This is a genomic window from Arthrobacter sp. SO3 (assembly GCF_020532825.1).
Classification (GTDB): Bacteria; Actinomycetota; Actinomycetes; order Actinomycetales; family Micrococcaceae; genus Arthrobacter.
This window is the reverse complement of the sequence record NZ_MQTS01000023.1, coordinates 54,638-68,937: the sequence shown is the minus strand read 5'-3', so window position 1 is coordinate 68,937 and position 14,300 is coordinate 54,638. Positions and strand designations below refer to the sequence as shown.

Annotated in this window: 15 protein-coding genes and 1 pseudogene; 9 read left to right on the top strand and 7 right to left on the bottom strand. The window is 65.1% G+C overall.

Annotated features, from left to right (window positions below; translation table 11 throughout):
- Positions 1–1,375 (top strand): MFS transporter (locus tag BJQ90_RS02970; RefSeq protein WP_319004591.1); only part of this gene is annotated, 1,375 nt, incomplete at its 5' end.
- Positions 1,376–1,441: 66 nt separating this feature from the next.
- On the opposite strand, the gene BJQ90_RS02965 is transcribed toward BJQ90_RS02970, so the two are convergent.
- Positions 1,442–1,771 carry a hypothetical protein gene (locus tag BJQ90_RS02965; protein ID WP_226758819.1) on the bottom strand — a complete coding sequence of 110 codons (330 nt, stop codon included), beginning with the start codon at positions 1,769–1,771 and terminating at the stop codon, positions 1,442–1,444.
- Between BJQ90_RS02965 and BJQ90_RS02960 the strand changes: the two genes are divergently transcribed.
- From BJQ90_RS02960 to BJQ90_RS02935, 5 genes and pseudogenes are all read left to right on the top strand, one after another.
- On the top strand, positions 1,770–1,952 hold the full coding sequence (locus BJQ90_RS02960) for a hypothetical protein (protein WP_226758818.1): 183 nt from the start codon (positions 1,770–1,772) through the stop codon (positions 1,950–1,952). The genes BJQ90_RS02965 and BJQ90_RS02960 overlap by 2 nt on opposite strands.
- Positions 1,953–2,095: 143 nt before the next feature.
- On the top strand, positions 2,096–3,475 hold the full coding sequence (locus tag BJQ90_RS02955; protein ID WP_226758817.1) for a chloride channel protein: 1,380 nt from the start codon (positions 2,096–2,098) through the stop codon (positions 3,473–3,475).
- Positions 3,465–4,169, top strand: coding sequence for a hypothetical protein (locus BJQ90_RS02950; protein ID WP_226758816.1), 705 nt, complete (start codon positions 3,465–3,467; stop codon positions 4,167–4,169). The genes BJQ90_RS02955 and BJQ90_RS02950 overlap by 11 nt, the downstream gene beginning before the upstream one ends.
- Before the next feature lie 31 nt (positions 4,170–4,200).
- Positions 4,201–5,579 (top strand): annotated as a pseudogene (locus tag BJQ90_RS02945) (glutamate decarboxylase).
- A 684-nt stretch (positions 5,580–6,263) separates the two neighbouring features.
- Entirely contained in the window at positions 6,264–6,830 is a 567-nt protein-coding gene (locus tag BJQ90_RS02935) for an excalibur calcium-binding domain-containing protein (protein WP_226758822.1), read from the top strand.
- Positions 6,831–6,992: 162 nt separating this feature from the next.
- Here BJQ90_RS02935 and BJQ90_RS02930 read toward each other — a convergent pair whose 3' ends face one another.
- Both BJQ90_RS02930 and BJQ90_RS02925 read right to left on the bottom strand, forming a co-directional pair.
- Positions 6,993–7,781, bottom strand: a complete 789-nt coding sequence (locus tag BJQ90_RS02930) for a class I SAM-dependent methyltransferase (protein WP_226758815.1) — start codon at positions 7,779–7,781, stop codon at positions 6,993–6,995.
- 2 nt (positions 7,782–7,783) lie between these two features.
- On the bottom strand, positions 7,784–8,848 hold the full coding sequence (locus BJQ90_RS02925) for an NAD(P)/FAD-dependent oxidoreductase (RefSeq protein WP_226758814.1): 1,065 nt from the start codon (positions 8,846–8,848) through the stop codon (positions 7,784–7,786).
- A 122-nt stretch (positions 8,849–8,970) separates the two neighbouring features.
- On the opposite strand from BJQ90_RS02925, the gene BJQ90_RS02920 reads away from it, so the two are divergent.
- Together BJQ90_RS02920 and BJQ90_RS02915 are read left to right on the top strand one after the other, a co-directional pair.
- Positions 8,971–9,555: a helix-turn-helix domain-containing protein gene (locus BJQ90_RS02920; RefSeq protein WP_226758813.1), complete on the top strand. Its 585-nt coding sequence runs from the start codon at positions 8,971–8,973 to the stop codon at positions 9,553–9,555.
- Between the two features lie 114 nt (positions 9,556–9,669).
- Positions 9,670–10,275, top strand: coding sequence for a GNAT family N-acetyltransferase (locus BJQ90_RS02915; protein ID WP_319004590.1), 606 nt, complete (start codon positions 9,670–9,672; stop codon positions 10,273–10,275).
- Here the strand turns inward: BJQ90_RS02915 and BJQ90_RS02910 are convergent.
- From BJQ90_RS02910 to BJQ90_RS02900, 3 genes are all read right to left on the bottom strand, one after another.
- A complete protein-coding gene (locus BJQ90_RS02910; protein WP_226758812.1) occupies positions 10,272–10,856 on the bottom strand; it encodes a histidine phosphatase family protein in 585 nt (194 codons plus the stop codon). The genes BJQ90_RS02915 and BJQ90_RS02910 overlap by 4 nt on opposite strands.
- Positions 10,857–10,981: 125 nt before the next feature.
- Positions 10,982–11,242 carry a hypothetical protein gene (locus BJQ90_RS02905; RefSeq protein ID WP_226758811.1) on the bottom strand — a complete coding sequence of 87 codons (261 nt, stop codon included), beginning with the start codon at positions 11,240–11,242 and terminating at the stop codon, positions 10,982–10,984.
- A gap of 170 nt (positions 11,243–11,412) precedes the next feature.
- The gene (locus tag BJQ90_RS02900; protein ID WP_226758810.1) at positions 11,413–12,663 is read right to left on the bottom strand and encodes an MFS transporter; all 1,251 of its coding nucleotides are present in this window, start codon (positions 12,661–12,663) and stop codon (positions 11,413–11,415) included.
- A 75-nt stretch (positions 12,664–12,738) separates the two neighbouring features.
- On the opposite strand from BJQ90_RS02900, the gene BJQ90_RS02895 reads away from it, so the two are divergent.
- On the top strand, positions 12,739–13,281 hold the full coding sequence (locus tag BJQ90_RS02895; RefSeq protein WP_226758809.1) for an ArsR/SmtB family transcription factor: 543 nt from the start codon (positions 12,739–12,741) through the stop codon (positions 13,279–13,281).
- Between the two features lie 36 nt (positions 13,282–13,317).
- On the opposite strand, the gene BJQ90_RS02890 is transcribed toward BJQ90_RS02895, so the two are convergent.
- Positions 13,318–14,211 (bottom strand): alpha/beta fold hydrolase, encoded by an 894-nt coding sequence (locus BJQ90_RS02890; protein WP_226758808.1) that lies wholly within the window; start codon positions 14,209–14,211, stop codon positions 13,318–13,320.
- Positions 14,212–14,300: the final 89 nt, after the last annotated feature.

The window sequence follows — 14,300 nt, the reverse complement described above, 5'->3', positions numbered from 1 at the left end:
CCAAAGCCCTTGCCAGATAAACCATGAATCAAGTCTGACAAAAAACCATACCCAAAGGAATCACCGACACGCTACACTAGGTTCCAGCGACCAGGTCACCGAACCGCGTTCGCCGGCCGCCCTCGCGCTGGAACAAAGCAACGCCCGTAAGGCCGTCGTCGCAGCCTCCATTGGCAACGGGCTCGAATGGTTCGACCTCATCGTCTACGGCACGTTCGCTGTCACCATTTCCAAGCTGTTCTTCCCGACGACGAATGAAACGGCGTCGCTGCTGCTGGCCTTCGCCTCGTTCGGGGTGTCTTTCATCATGCGTCCGCTCGGTGGCATCATCATCGGCCGCTATGCCGACAGGGCCGGCCGCAAGGCGGGCATGCTGGTGTCCATCCTTGTCATGTTCGTCGGCACCCTGCTGATTGTTGTGGCACCCACGGCGGCAGCCATCGGCGTCACGGCGAGCATCCTGGTGCTGGTCGCCCGGCTGCTGCAGGGATTCGCCACCGGTGGGGAATTCGGCACGGCCACGGCCTACCTGATCGAGTACGCACCCAGCCGGAAGGCGTTCTACGGCAGCTGGCAGGTTGCCACCCAGGGCGGCGGCATCCTGCTGGCCGGAATCTTCGGGTTCGTACTGAACGCCTATCTCAGCACCCAGGCACTCGACTCCTGGGGCTGGCGGCTGCCGTTTATCTTCGCGCTGGCCATTGGACCCGTGGGCTGGTACATCCGGTCCAAAATGGAGGAAACGCCCGAGTTCCTGGCCACGGAACGGTCCACGTCGCCCCTGCGGGAGACGTTCATCGGCAACGGCGGCCGGCTATGGGCCATCGTCGGCGTCGTGTCCCTGGGATCCGTGGGCGTCTACATTGCCCTCTTCATGCCTACCTACGCGATCGTAAATCTCGGGATGCCGAAATCCGTGGCATTCCTCTCCACCCTGATCTTCGGTGTGGTCATGAGCATCGGTTCCCCGTTCATCGGCATGCTTGCCGACAAAGTGGGGCCGGCCCGAATCATGACGTGGGCTGCCATTGGGTCCATGATTGTCGGGATTCCTGCGTTTATGCTGCTCATCGCGGCGCCCGCACTGCCCACCATGATCGTGGTTGAACTGGTGCTCTCGGTGCTGGCCACGGCCTACTTTGCGCCGCTGCCGGCCATCATGTCCTCGATGTTCCCGGCCCGGATCCGCTCAACGGGGCTCTCCCTGGGGTACAACATCGGAGTCACCGTCTTCGGCGGTTTTGCTCCCTTTATCCTGACGTGGCTGATCGGCAGCACAGGTTCTCTGCTGGTGCCGGGCTTCTATCTTGTTGCCGTCGCGGTGATCGCCACGGTTAGCCTGGCCATTTCGCGGAAGGTGTACCGCCAGGCCTGAGGTGGACTGAACCCAAGGCGAGAGACGACGACGGCGGGAGGTCCCGCCGTCGTCCGCTCACCGGGTTCATTCCTGGGCGTCGAGGTTCCAGTGGACCCGGATCGCCTCAGCAATCGGGCCGGCGGTGACATCGACCCGGAAGGCAACGGGCGCGGTCCCTGTCTCCTCGATAACCGAGTCGCGGTAAACGCGGCCGCATGCGGGACACAGGGTATGGAGATCCTCGTCCGCAGGCCATTCGGCCAGCCCGGCGGGAACCGGACTCTTGTCTCCGTTGTAGACGGGAACGCCTTGCGAGTCGGCCTGAATCAGCCCGCCCTTGCTGACGGTGTTGCCGCACACGCAGGTGATGGTGGTGACATCGTGATCGATCACATCGGCGGTTTCAGAGTCCATGATGACCTTCCCGGCGCTGGAAAAGACGTTCTGGTATCAGCTTATGCCTGCCGGCCCGCGTCATCACCAGCATCGTGGCCGACTGGAGATCCCAGCTCCCGGCGGCACGCTCGGCCCGCTGATGGGCACCGAGTTCATTGGTTCTCTTTCACCCGCATCGGGTGATGACTCCCGCGGCTGAAGGCGTTAACTTGGAAACCGCGTGATTGACCGGCCTGTATCGCTTGCACGACCTCACGAATGGCTCCCGCCGTGTAGCGGACGGCCAGCGGAAGGAGGAGGGATGCGCAACGGAATCGTCACCGGAGCGCCGGGTCCCCGGGTATGAGCGAGCCTGCCGTGTCGTCGCCCAGCATCGATCCGGTCGCCGTGATTCGTTCCAGGCCGTACATCGCTGCGCTCGTGCTGGCAGCGGTCTTGGGCGTTCCCATCTCGATCCTTGCGTACGGCTTTCTCGCTCTGGTCGCGGCGCTGCAGCGGTTCGTCTTCGTCGGTCTGCCGAATCAAGTCTTCGCGGGTCCTGCTCCTGCGTGGTGGCCGGTTCCATGGTTGGTCCTGTGTGGGCTGTTGACGGCGTTGACCATCCGGTATCTGCCGGGAACCGGGGGCCACTCACCCGCTTTCGGATTCAAGACGGGCGGCGGTCCGCCCAGCGGTCGGGAACTCGCGGGCATCGTTCTCGCGGCCCTGACCACGCTCAGCCTGGGTGCTGTGCTCGGGCCCGAAGGGCCGCTGATCGCGATCGGTGGCGGCCTCGGGGCGCTGGCCGTGCACCTGGTCAAGAAGGACGCCCCGCCGATGTCCCTGACGATCATGGCGTCGGCCGGCAGCTTCGCGGCGATCAGTACCCTGCTCGGGTCTCCCGTGCTTGGTGCCTTCCTGATCATGGAGGCCGCCGGGATCGGGGGAATGACGCTGAGTCTGGTGGCCCTGCCCGGACTGCTCGCCTCCGACGTCGGCGCGCTGGTGTTCGTCGGACTGGACGGCTGGACCGGGCTGGGCAGCTTCTCGCTGGCGCTGCCCGTGGTGCCGCCTGCGGTGCCGCCGACGGTGGCGACGATGGGCTGGGCGGTGGTCATGGGTGCGGCCGGCGCGCTGTTGGGATGGCTGATCCGCTGGGTCGCACTGTCGCTCCGTCCGGTCGTGCATCTGAACCGGGTGCTGGTGACGTCTGCGCTCGGCTTGCTGGTCGGTCTTACCGCGATGGCGTACCAGTTGATCTCGGGGCACAGCTTCACGCAGGTGTTGTTCTCGGGGCAGGACGCACTTCCGGAGCTGGTCGAACACGCCGCGGACTACTCGCTTGCTGTGCTGGTCCTGCTGATCGCCTGTAAGACCTTGGTCTACGGGCTCTCGTTGAGCGCCTTTCGTGGTGGGAAGGTGTTCCCGTCGATGTTCATCGGGGCGGCGCTCGGCATAGCTGCGAGTGGGTTGCCCGGAATGAATCTCGCGGCAGGGATCGGCATGGGCATGGGCGCCATGTGCGCAGCCATGCTGCGGCTGCCGCTGACGTCGACGCTGCTGGCAACGCTGCTGCTGGGTGTGGACGGTGTGGCCGTTACACCCCAGGTGGTGGTGGCCGTGGCCGTGGCCTTCGTGATCACCAATGTGCTCCCGGTCCCGGGCCCGACGGCGGCCGTGGCGCCTGACGATGCCGGCAAGGTCCAGCGTCGGGCTCCCTCGAGGACCGACCATGCGAAATAAGATCTCGAGCGCAGGCCGTTCGACCGTTCGGGACGGGTGGATCGCCTGGCTGTTCATCATTGGCTCGAGCCTGTTCGCCATGGGAGCGGTGCCGTTCTACGCCGAGGCCGTGGGAATGCGCTGGTGTGCAGTCACATTCTTCGTCGGTTCGCTGTTCTTCACCTCTGCGGCGTTCCTGCAGTACCGCGAGGCCGTTGATGCGCTCCCGGCCGTGGGTGCCACGCGGCGCCATTCGTTTTGGGTGTGGGCGCCGCGGAATCTCGCCTGGCTCGCCAGCGCGGTTCAACTTGCCGGGACCCTGTGGTTCAACTGGAGTACGGGAAACGCAGTCCGGGACAATCTCAGCGCGGCGCTGACCGACCAGCGGGTGTGGCGACCCGATGCCCTGGGTTCAGTCGCCTTCCCCATTGCAAGCGGTGTGGCGTTGCGGGATGCCGGTCGCGTCGCCTTTGCCGGCCGGCCCAGGCCCCGGGCGTGGAAGATCGGCGTGGTCAACGTGGCCGGCTCTGTCGCGTTCGGCGTCTCGGCCGTCGCGGCCTTTGTCATACCGTCGAGCGGCGATGTCTGGAACGCCGAGTTGTCCAATCTCGGCACACTTGTGGGAGCCCTCTGCTTCCTTACCGGAGCGATTCTGATGTTGAGTCCGGAATCAACCGACACCTCGGTTCCTGCAAATCGGGAAACTCATCCGTAATGCCTGATCAACAGTCCCTGAAGGAGAAGTGATGTCACTAAATTCCCAGCCGGCGGATGCCGACGTGGCCCTGTTCGGCAACCGATTCGTAACCCAGGAGGTACCGAGCCGGGAGTTCCCGGAGACCGGCATTCCTGCCGAGGACGCTTTGCGGCTGGTGTCGGAGGATCTGGCGCTGGAGGGTGATCCGGCCCGGAACCTGGCGACCTTCGTGACGACATGGATGGAGCCGCAGGCCCAGCAGATCATCGCCGCGAACCTGCACCGCAATTTTATCGACCACGCCGAATATCCCCGCACGGCCGAGATCGAGCAGCGCTGCATTCGGATGCTCGCCGACCTCTTCCACGCGCCCGGCGAGACGACGGGAGCCCGGACCCAGGGATCGTCCGAGGCGATCATGCTTGGCGGTCTGTCCCTGAAGTGGAACTGGCGCAAGCGACGCGAGGCCGCCGGCGCGGCTACGTCGAGCCCGAACCTGGTGTTCGGCGGCGATGTGCATGTCGTGTGGGAGAAGTTCTGCCGCTATTTCGACGTCGAGCCGCGGATCGTGCCACTGCAGCCGGGGAAGTACACGATCGGCCCCGACGACGTGCAGGCCCATATCGATGAGAACACCATCGGCGTCGCAGCCGTGCTGGGCACGACGTTCACCGGGCACAAGGACGACATCGTCGGCATCAATGACCTGCTTCTGCGGATCAAGCGCGAGCGAGACCTTGATGTGCCGTTGCACGTGGACGCGGCCAGTGGGGGTTCGTCTGGCCCTTCCTCTACCCGGACTCCGAGTGGGATTTCCGGCTCGAACAGGTCCGCTCGATCAATGTCTCCGGGCACAAGTTCGGACTGGTCTATCCGGGCATCGGCTGGCTGATCTTCCGGGAGAAGGCCGACCTGGCCAAGGACCTCGTCTTCGAGGAGAACTACCTCGGCAAGACCGATTCGACCTTCACCCTGAACTTCTCCACCGGCTCGGCGATGGTCCTCGCCCAGTACTACAACTTCGTGCGCTATGGCCGCGCCGGTTACACCTACATCATGCAGAACATGCAGACCAACGCCGGCGTCCTCGCCGAGAAGCTGGACGCCATGGGCCGGTTCGAGATCATCGGCGCCGCCGAGGAACACCTTCCCCTGGTCGCGTTCCGGCTCGCCGCCGACCCCGGGTACGACGAGTTCGACATTGCCTGGCAGCTCGCGGCCGAGCGCGGCTGGATGGTGCCGGCATACACCCTGCCGCCGAACGCCCAAAACGTGACAATCATGCGGGCCCTGGTCAAGGAAACGTTGAGCCGCGAGCATGTCGACACACTCGCCCGAGACATCGAAGAGGCGTGCGCAACGCTGGCGAAGAAGGGCGGCGCGCACGAATCCGAACGAAGGAAGATCGTTACCGGACCCGGCCATTGATTCAGTGCAACGGTGACTCCGGCTCCGGCACATCCCGACCGGGCTGATGCGGGAAGGGGATCACATCTACCGTGTTCCCCGGCCTGGAGGCGTCAGCGGCGAGGATGAGGTAGAGCGCGCAGCGGGTTTCATCCCGTTTGCATTTCATGATGGGCGCCGAGCTGCCGGACTATACGTGCGGCGCCGTGTCCGCGGTGGCGGCCGGTGCCGCTGACGATTCATGGAATACCTGCCAGGGGGCACACAACGCAAGTGTAGGACGGCGGGAAGTCCCGCCGTCCGACACCGGACAACATCGCCCGGGCGTTCCTGGCCCGCCCATCCGTACTGATCCCGGACGAGGCCACGAGCTCGGTGGAGAGCCGCACCGAGGTGCTGGTGCAGAAGGCGATGAACACTTGCGCTGCGAACGAGCTTCTGATCGCGCGGAGGCTCTCCAGAACAGCCGTCAACTAAAGCAAGCTCGGAATTCCTCACCGGTGAAATAGCTCGGCAAACGTTGTAATCGGGCATGTCCGCCCCCGCCTGCCCCTTCAACTGATAGCTTGTTGCCCAGCGAGCCCTTCGGAAGCTTCTGGCATTCACGCCCTTCCTGACAGTTCCGGCAGCGCCATAGTTCACCGGGGCAACCCGGCAGGGGGAAAATTGAAGAAGACACTGACATTGGTTGTGCTGGCCGGCCTCATGCTGACCGGATGCGGCGGCAAGCAAGCTGCGACGCAGCCGACCGCGACTGCTGTCCCGGCAGCCGCGGATACCGTAACGGTTCCAGGCGTGATGGGCTTGACGCTCGATAAAGCCACCGATCAGTTAAAGGACCTGGGGCTCAGAGTCGAAGCTGTGGACACTACCGACGGCAAGTCGATCATTGCCAAGAAGAACTGGCAGGTCACTTCCCAGGACCCTAACGAAGGTGCCCAAGTGGCCAAGGGAACCACCGTAAACCTCGGCGTCAGGCACCTCACGGAAGCCACGCCGACGCCAACCCCGACCCCAACGACTGCGGAACCCGCACCAGTAGTTGCTGCCCCGGCCCCCTACGTGGCCCCGGCACCCGCTGCCGTGCCCGCGCCCTACGTGGCCCCGGCACCCGCACCTGCGCCCTACGTGGCCCCCGCACCGGCACCCGCAGCGTTCTACGCGAACTGCACCGCCGTGAAAGCGGCCGGAGCAGCTCCGATCTACGCCGGCCAGCCAGGCTACAGCCGCAGCCTGGACCGCGACGGCGACGGGGTCGGCTGCGAGAAGTAGCCGACAAACAAGCACCCGACCCCTGCTAGCCGTGCTGGCGTCCGTCCTCGAACAATACTTCGATTACACCAGCTGCGACTTTTTGCATGTGAAACCCAAGGCCGGAGAGCCTTCTGGGACGGTTCTGCTTCGGGACGTGCTCGCTCAGGGCAGCTCCTGGTTCTAGTCGGGGGTGGCCACCCAGACGGTCCGGGTGGCGCGGGGTTCCAGCTCGATGTCGGAGAACCGCTCCAGCAGCTCTTCCAAGGCGTCGCGGTCGTCCGCGGTCAGAGCCGCCAGGTCCGAGAAGCGCGCGAACCATTGCTGGGCGTACTCCCGTGCAGCCGGAGTCACGGGTGCGACGGCCGTCACCTCGGACATGGTGACATCGAACCCTGCGGCCTCGATGACCCGCGTCCAGTCCGGGTGGTGGTTCCACCCCTCGGCCTCCGCAGCGGCATGGCAGCGCTGCTCCAGCAGCGCCCCGCGCGTATGGCTCAGGAAGCGGGGCAGACCGGCGAGCTCGACGACGGCCAGGACCCCGCCCTGCGCCAGTGCCCGGCGGACCCCCGACAGCAGCCGTGCGGGGTGGGCAACGTGGTGCAGCGAGGACGATGCCCACACCAGGTCAACGGGCGCCTCGGCCGCTGCATCCGCCGCGATCAAGGGGCCGGCCAGGGCAGGGAAGCCGTCGTCGAGGTCGGCCTCGACCACGGTGAAGCCCTGTCCGCGCAGCAGCTCGAGCATCTGCGGGTCGTTGTCGACGCACGTCACCGCGGCGTCGGGGTACCGCTGGCGAAGCAGCCGACTACCTGCGCCGGTGCCGGCGCCGAGGTCAACGACGCTGCGCGCGGCAGGCACCCCGGTCAAGTCCAGGACTGCAGCGAGGTGGTCGCCGAACACCTCGGCATCGAGGTCGAGGACGCGGTGCTGGTCATGGCTGGCAGATCGCTGGTGGTGCTGGTGATCCATGTTCATCGTCTTTCTACTGTGGCCGCAGGGCCCAGGCCGGCGGCTTTCCGACCATCATCAAAGCCATGGCGTCGGTGACCCAGCACGATCTTAGAGACGGCTGCCTCCGAGGCGGCCGAGAAGGGGCCGAAGTGCCCCTCAACGGCCCACAGGGTTTCCTCCTCGATGAGGTCGGCGTTGATCCGTGCGCCGCTCATGACACCCTCGGCCGCCGCGGTGATCACCTGAGCCATTAGGTTGGAGACATTGCCGGCCGCATACACTCCGCGGACGGCCGTCGCGCCCATGGCGTCGGTCTCGATAAACCGTCCGGCCCCCGACGGGTGCACCTGGGAACTTAGCCCGAGTGATTCCAGCAGCTCGGATCTGGCCTCCATCCGTGTTCCGACAGCCAGAGCCTGTACGTCGAACGAGGACCCCTGGCGGAGCGTGAGCCCTGTGAGGACACCACCGACAGCGTCGACAGAAGCCACGGCACCGTCAACGACCCTTACGGACCGGGCAGCGAGCTTGTCCCACTCCTCGTCGGTGGGTTCCACGGTGTCGTTGAGGAAGAGCGTGATGTCCGGGGACCACTGCCTGAACAACAGTGTCTGATGGACGGACAGCGGGCCCGTGCCCAGCACTCCAATCCGTTGCCCGCGGATTTCCCAGCCATGGCAGTAGGGGCAGTGCACAACGCCGTTGCCCCATTGCTCCCGCAGCCCGTCGATGGGAGGCAGCTCGTCCGTCAGGCCGGTGGTGACCAGGAGGCGTCTGCCGGAGAACCGGCGGCTATCTCCGAGTATCACCTCGAATCCATCGGGGGTACGCCGTGCCGAAACGGCTTCGCCGTCAATGACCGTACCTCCATAGGAGAGCACTTCGCTGCGTCCGATGGACAGGAGCTCCCCGGGGTTCATGCCGTCCCTCGAAAGATAACCGTGTACACCTGCCGCGGGCCCGTTGCGTGGAGTTCCGGAATCGATGACCAGCACCGAGCGAAGCGCCCGGCCCAGCGTCGTGGCGGCGCTGAGTCCCGCCGCGCCGCCACCAACAATTACAACGTCATACCGTGTGGTGTCCATACAGATTTGTCCTTCTGCGCGTCCTGAAAGTTTCGCCGCCGGAGTCCTGGGGCGGTTACATCAGCTTCCATCGCATAAACCACTTTTGACAAACATGATTGCCGTTATGGCAAAATGGGGATATGGAAACTGAGCTTGACGATGTTCTTGGGGCGGTCGGCCCCCGGCTTCGGGCACTCCGTACGGAACGGAACCTCACCCTCGGAGATGTGTCCTCTGCATCCGGAGTATCGGTGAGCACACTGTCCCGCCTGGAATCCGGCCAACGCAGGCCCAACCTCGAAATCCTGTTGCCCCTCGCGAGGTTGTACGGTGTTCCCCTCGATGATCTGGTCGGCGCGCCGCCCACCGGGGATCCGAGAATTCACCTGCAGCCCATCACCCATGCCGGCATGACGGCTGTTCCTCTCACACGCCGCCCCGGTGGACTGCAGGCCTTCAAGATGGTGCTCGACGGTGATGCCCGCGGGGCAGAGCCCGACCCGCGCGTTCACGAGGGCTACGAATGGGTTTACATCCTCAACGGACGACTGCGGCTGGTGCTGGGCGACAAGGACTTTGAACTTCGCCCCGGCGAAGCTGCGGAATTCGACACCCACACACCGCACTGGTTTGCCAGCGCTGACGGCAGACCCGTCGAGTTCATCAGTCTGTTTGGACAGCAGGGAGAGCGTATGCACGTACGCGCGCGGCCCAAGCCCTCATGACAGAGGAGGTCCAAGGGATTCTGTCCCGCGCTGGCCTCAGTGTCAGGGAGCACCGAACAACCAGAGGCTGAAGTGCTGCGAAGCCGTCGTGCCGGTGGCTGGAATACTGGGGAAATGACTCTCGCTGAACTTGATCTCCCGGGCGGTCCGTTCACGCTTCGGAACGCCGAAGCATCTGACGTGGGTCCGATCGTGGGGCTTATGGCTGCTGACTCCCTTCGGTCCTCCGTCGACCCGGCAGCGATCGAGGACCGGGATCCCTATACCCGTGCCTTTCAGGCAATGGAGGCCGATCCTGCCCAGCTGCTTGTCGCCGTCGTCACGGCGGCAGATGAGGTTGTTGCGACCATGCAGCTGACATTCATTCCCGGGCTCGCCCGGGGCGGGGCCACAAGGCTGCAGATTGAAGCGGTGCGCGTTCGGTCGGACCTGCGGAGCAACGGCCTCGGAGGCGCCATGATCACCTGGGCGATCAACGAAGGCCGCCGGCGCGGTGCGCAGTTGGTCCAGCTCACGTCCGACGGGTCCAGGGTCGCCGCGCACCGGTTCTATCAGCGTCTGGGCTTCGAGGCATCACACGTGGGCTCTGAAAGGCCACCGTCGAAACACCTTGCCGAAGAGACTCACCATGGCCTGTGCGAACGCGTTCGGACTCTCCTGCGGAACGTTGTGTCCAACACCCGGTGGGACGCTTTGGCTGCAGGTGACAGTGCGGATTAGCCCGGAATGCCGGCGACAATCCGCTCGCCGTTGAAGTACTCGAGCTGCCAGCCGTCAACGGGATGGTGGTGGGCCAGGTTGAGCGCGGCGTTGTCGATGCTTTGCAGGGTGCGGCCAATAGCACGGCTGAGGCTCACACGGATAAGGGAGCCGTGGGCCACCACCAGGACGCGGCGACCGCGGTACTCCTCGGCGAGGGCGTCGAGCGCGGCCAACCCGCGGCGGCCTGCACCGTCCTCGCTTTCTGCGCCACGGAATCCGCCGGGGATGCGCAGCGCGTCCAGTTCGGGGCCGTCCTGCAGGCCCTCGGCGGGTCCAAAGCTGCGTTCGGTGAGCTCAGGTACGCGGCGGACGAGGCCGAGTCCCAGGCCTGCCGCAATGAGGTCGGCGGTTTCCGCGGCACGGATCAGCGGCGACGACACAATCGCGTCCCACTCGTAGCCGGCCAGGACGGCGACGGCGTCGCGCGACTGGCCGCGGCCGACGTCGTTCAGTGGAATGTTGGTGGACCCCTGCAGCCGGCGCTGAGCGTTCCAGTCCGTCTGGCCATGGCGGACAAGGGCGAACGTCGTGAGGGTCATGCGTTCCATTCTCCACTGGATCCCGGCGGCGGCGTTGTTACGAGGTCCCACCAACCGCCCCCGAACGGCCGGGAACTCCGCCGGGACATCCTTGCAACCGGAACCAGGGCCGGGCCCGGCGGTGCCTAGGGCTCGACCAGCGTCAGGATTGTGTCCGGACGGACGCCGTCGAATTTCATCGCTTCGGCTGCCTCTTCGGACTCCATGATTCGCTGGAAGGTTTCCATGTCGGGGACTTGGACGATCAGGCCTACACGGTGGCTCTTTGCCGGGTCGATGAATGGTCGAACCGTGATGCCCAGCGGCCCGAACAGGTCTTGCCTTTTTGTTGAGCTGAGCCAGTGCTCAACGTCGTCGACTTCGTGGAAGATCATTAATGTTGGCATCGTTGCCTCTGCTTTCTGGGTTGTGCCAGGAGCCGGGCTGGATAGGGGCCTGTTAGGACATCCTGATCACGCTGAACGTACCACGGCCTCGAAGGCAGCGGTAGCGGGGAATAATGAACGGTCCGGCCCCTCGCAACGGCCGCGCGGAAGCCGGAAAGGGCCAGCGCAATTCAGGATTCGACGTCGGCCGCGGCGATCGCCTTGTCCGTGAGGATCGGCATCATCCCCAGCAGCGCGAGGGTCAGGACCCCCATGATGCCGAACATGGCCTGCAGGCCCAGCCATTGGGCCAGCAGACCGCCCGCTGCCGCACCGAGCGGCATGGTGCCCCACGCCAGCAGGCGGTAGGCGCTGTTGACTCTGCCCAGCAAGCGGTTGGGAGCAATGCGCTGGCGCAGGGAGACGGTGATGACGTTCCACAGCATGATCAGCATGCCGCCCACAAAGAGGATGGGGCCAAGAATGTAGGGGTTGTGGGTCACGGCGGGCGCACCTACTAACAGCGCGCTCCCAAAGATCGTGAGCGCGAGGGACTTCGAACGGCCCAGCCGGGCCTCCGCCCATTCGGAGATAAGGGAGCCAACGAAGGCGCCAAGAGCGGAGGTGGTCAAGAGCAGGCCGAACCCCACTTCGGACAGCTTCATTTCTGACGCCGGGCCCACGGCAAACAGCACCAGGACCGCGAATGCCGCGCTGGATGCGAAGTTGAATACTCCGGTCATTACCGCGAGGGTGCGAAGTATTTTCTGGTTCCAGAGGAACCGCAACCCCTCACCGATGTCGAATCGCAGTGTGGTCTTCTGCTCCCGTTCCGTGCGGAAAGCCCCTGGGACCAGGAGCAGGCCACCGACGGCCGCAAGCCACAGTGCCGCCGGCACGGCAAGGCCCGCAGTGACGCCGATGGCCACCAGCAGCCCACCCAGTGGGGGACCCACGAACTGGTTGGCGGTGAGTTCGACGGCGTAGAGCCGGCCGTTGGCGCGCGACAGCTGATCCCGGTGCACCACCTGGGGCATGATCGACTGCGCGGAGGTGTCGTAGAGCGTTTCAGCCACGCCCACCATCAGGGCGACAACGTACAGAGCCCAGATGGAGCCGAAATCCAGCAAGATGACGGCGATCAGCACGGCGGGGAGGAACGCGCGGCTGAGGTTGGCCCACAACATGAGCTTGCGCCGGTCAAGCCGGTCGGCCAGGGCTCCGGCAGTCAGGGCGAAGAGAAGCCACGGGAGCGTCGCTGCGACGCTCAGCCCGGCAATCAGCGTGGGTGACTGGGTGAGCTGAATGGCCAGCAGCGGCAGCGCGATCTTGAAGACGCCGTCCGCGAGGTTGGACAGCCCGGATGAGGTCCACAGCTTCCAGTAGGACACACCCAGCGGCGCACGATGCCGTTCTTTCACCTGCGCGGTTTGATCAGTCATAGGTGAACCATTCACCATTGATTGAGAAAATTCAAGGGGGCTTGAATCCAGTACATCCGTTTGTAGGATGAGTACATGACGGACGCAGAACAGACCAGCGCGGACGGGAAAAAACCCGCAGCAAGCGCCCGCGAAATTAAGGCGCTGGCCCATCCGTTGCGCCTGAGGATCCTGCGTCTGTGCGGGCTCCACGAACTGACCAATAAGCAGCTCGCCGACCGGCTGGGCCAGGACCCGGGGACGATGCTCTACCACGTGCGGCAATTGCTCTCGACTGGATTCCTGGAACCCGCCGAGGTCCGCACGGGCGAGAGCGGTGCGCTGGAGAAGCCGTATCGTTCCACGGGGCGGTCCTGGAGTCTGGACACCGCACTGCGTGAAGCTGGACCGGGCGGTCCGCTGGCACCGGTCGAGGCGTTCCGGGAAGAGCTGTCCGAAGCAGGGCCGGATGCGCTTGCCAGCCTCTCACGCTTCGTGCTGCACCTCTCCAAAGCAGACGCTGAGGACCTCACCACGCGCATCTATGCTGTGCTGAGCGAATACACCGACAGTGATCGGCAGAGATCGGACCAGCCCGCATACGGCGGCATCTTTGTCCTCCACCGGTCGCCAGACTAGCTCTCTAGCACCTGTTGGCGGACCGCGGCGAAGCACCTAGTGGAGCAGGCTCAGCACTGATTGTGCGAACGCGTCCGGATTCTCTTGCGGAACGTTGTGTCCAATGCCCGGCAGGACGCGTTGGCTGTAGGGGCCGGTGAAGTGGTCTCTGCCTGCTATCGCCGCGGGGCCGCCGACGCCGTCGTCCCCGCTTTCGAGCACCACTGTCGGGACGGTGATGCTCGGCTCCAGGGCGATCAGGTCCTCGAACCGCTGGTAGCGGGGGTCGCCGTCGGCCAGTCCGTACCGGTGGCGGTAGGAGTGGATGACGACGTCGACGAAGTCAGGGTTGTGCAGGCTCGGCGCGCTGGCGGGAAATGCCTGGCGTGCGCCGTCCCAGCCGGGCGACCAGGTGCGCCATAGCAGCTGGCACAGTTCGTCACGGTTTTGTTCCAGCCCGCGGCGCCCACGCTCCGAGTGGAAGTAGTACTGGTACCAGTAGCTTCGCTCCCATTCCGGGACGGCAGGTTCGCCGGAGCGTGCGAGGTTGTGCATGTTGTAGCCGCCGACCGAGACGAGTCCGGCGACGCGTCCGGGGTCCAGTGCCGCCACAATGCACGCCGCCCGGCCGCCCCAGTCGTAGCCGGCAACGACTGCCTGCTCGACGTTGAGGGCATCCATGAAGTCGAGGAGATCCTGCCCGAGGGCGGCTTGTTGTCCGGAGCGGATCGTTGTGTGATCGAGGAAACGAGTCGGACCGAAGCCGCGCAGGTACGGCGCGAGCACGAAGGCGCCCTGGCCGGCGAGGATCGGAGCGACGTCGTCAAAGGCCCGGACGTCGTACGGGAACCCGTGTAGGAGGATGACCGGGGTCCCGCCCGGATCACCCGCGGACTCGTATCCGATGTCCAGGACGGGGGTTTCGATGCGGCCGAAGGATGTAAAGCTCATACTGCCATTCTGGCCCCTCCGGCGCGTTGACCTCAGAACGACCGCCGCGGGCGCCTTTTCGTGGGCGACTTCGCTAATAAGTTGCCGGA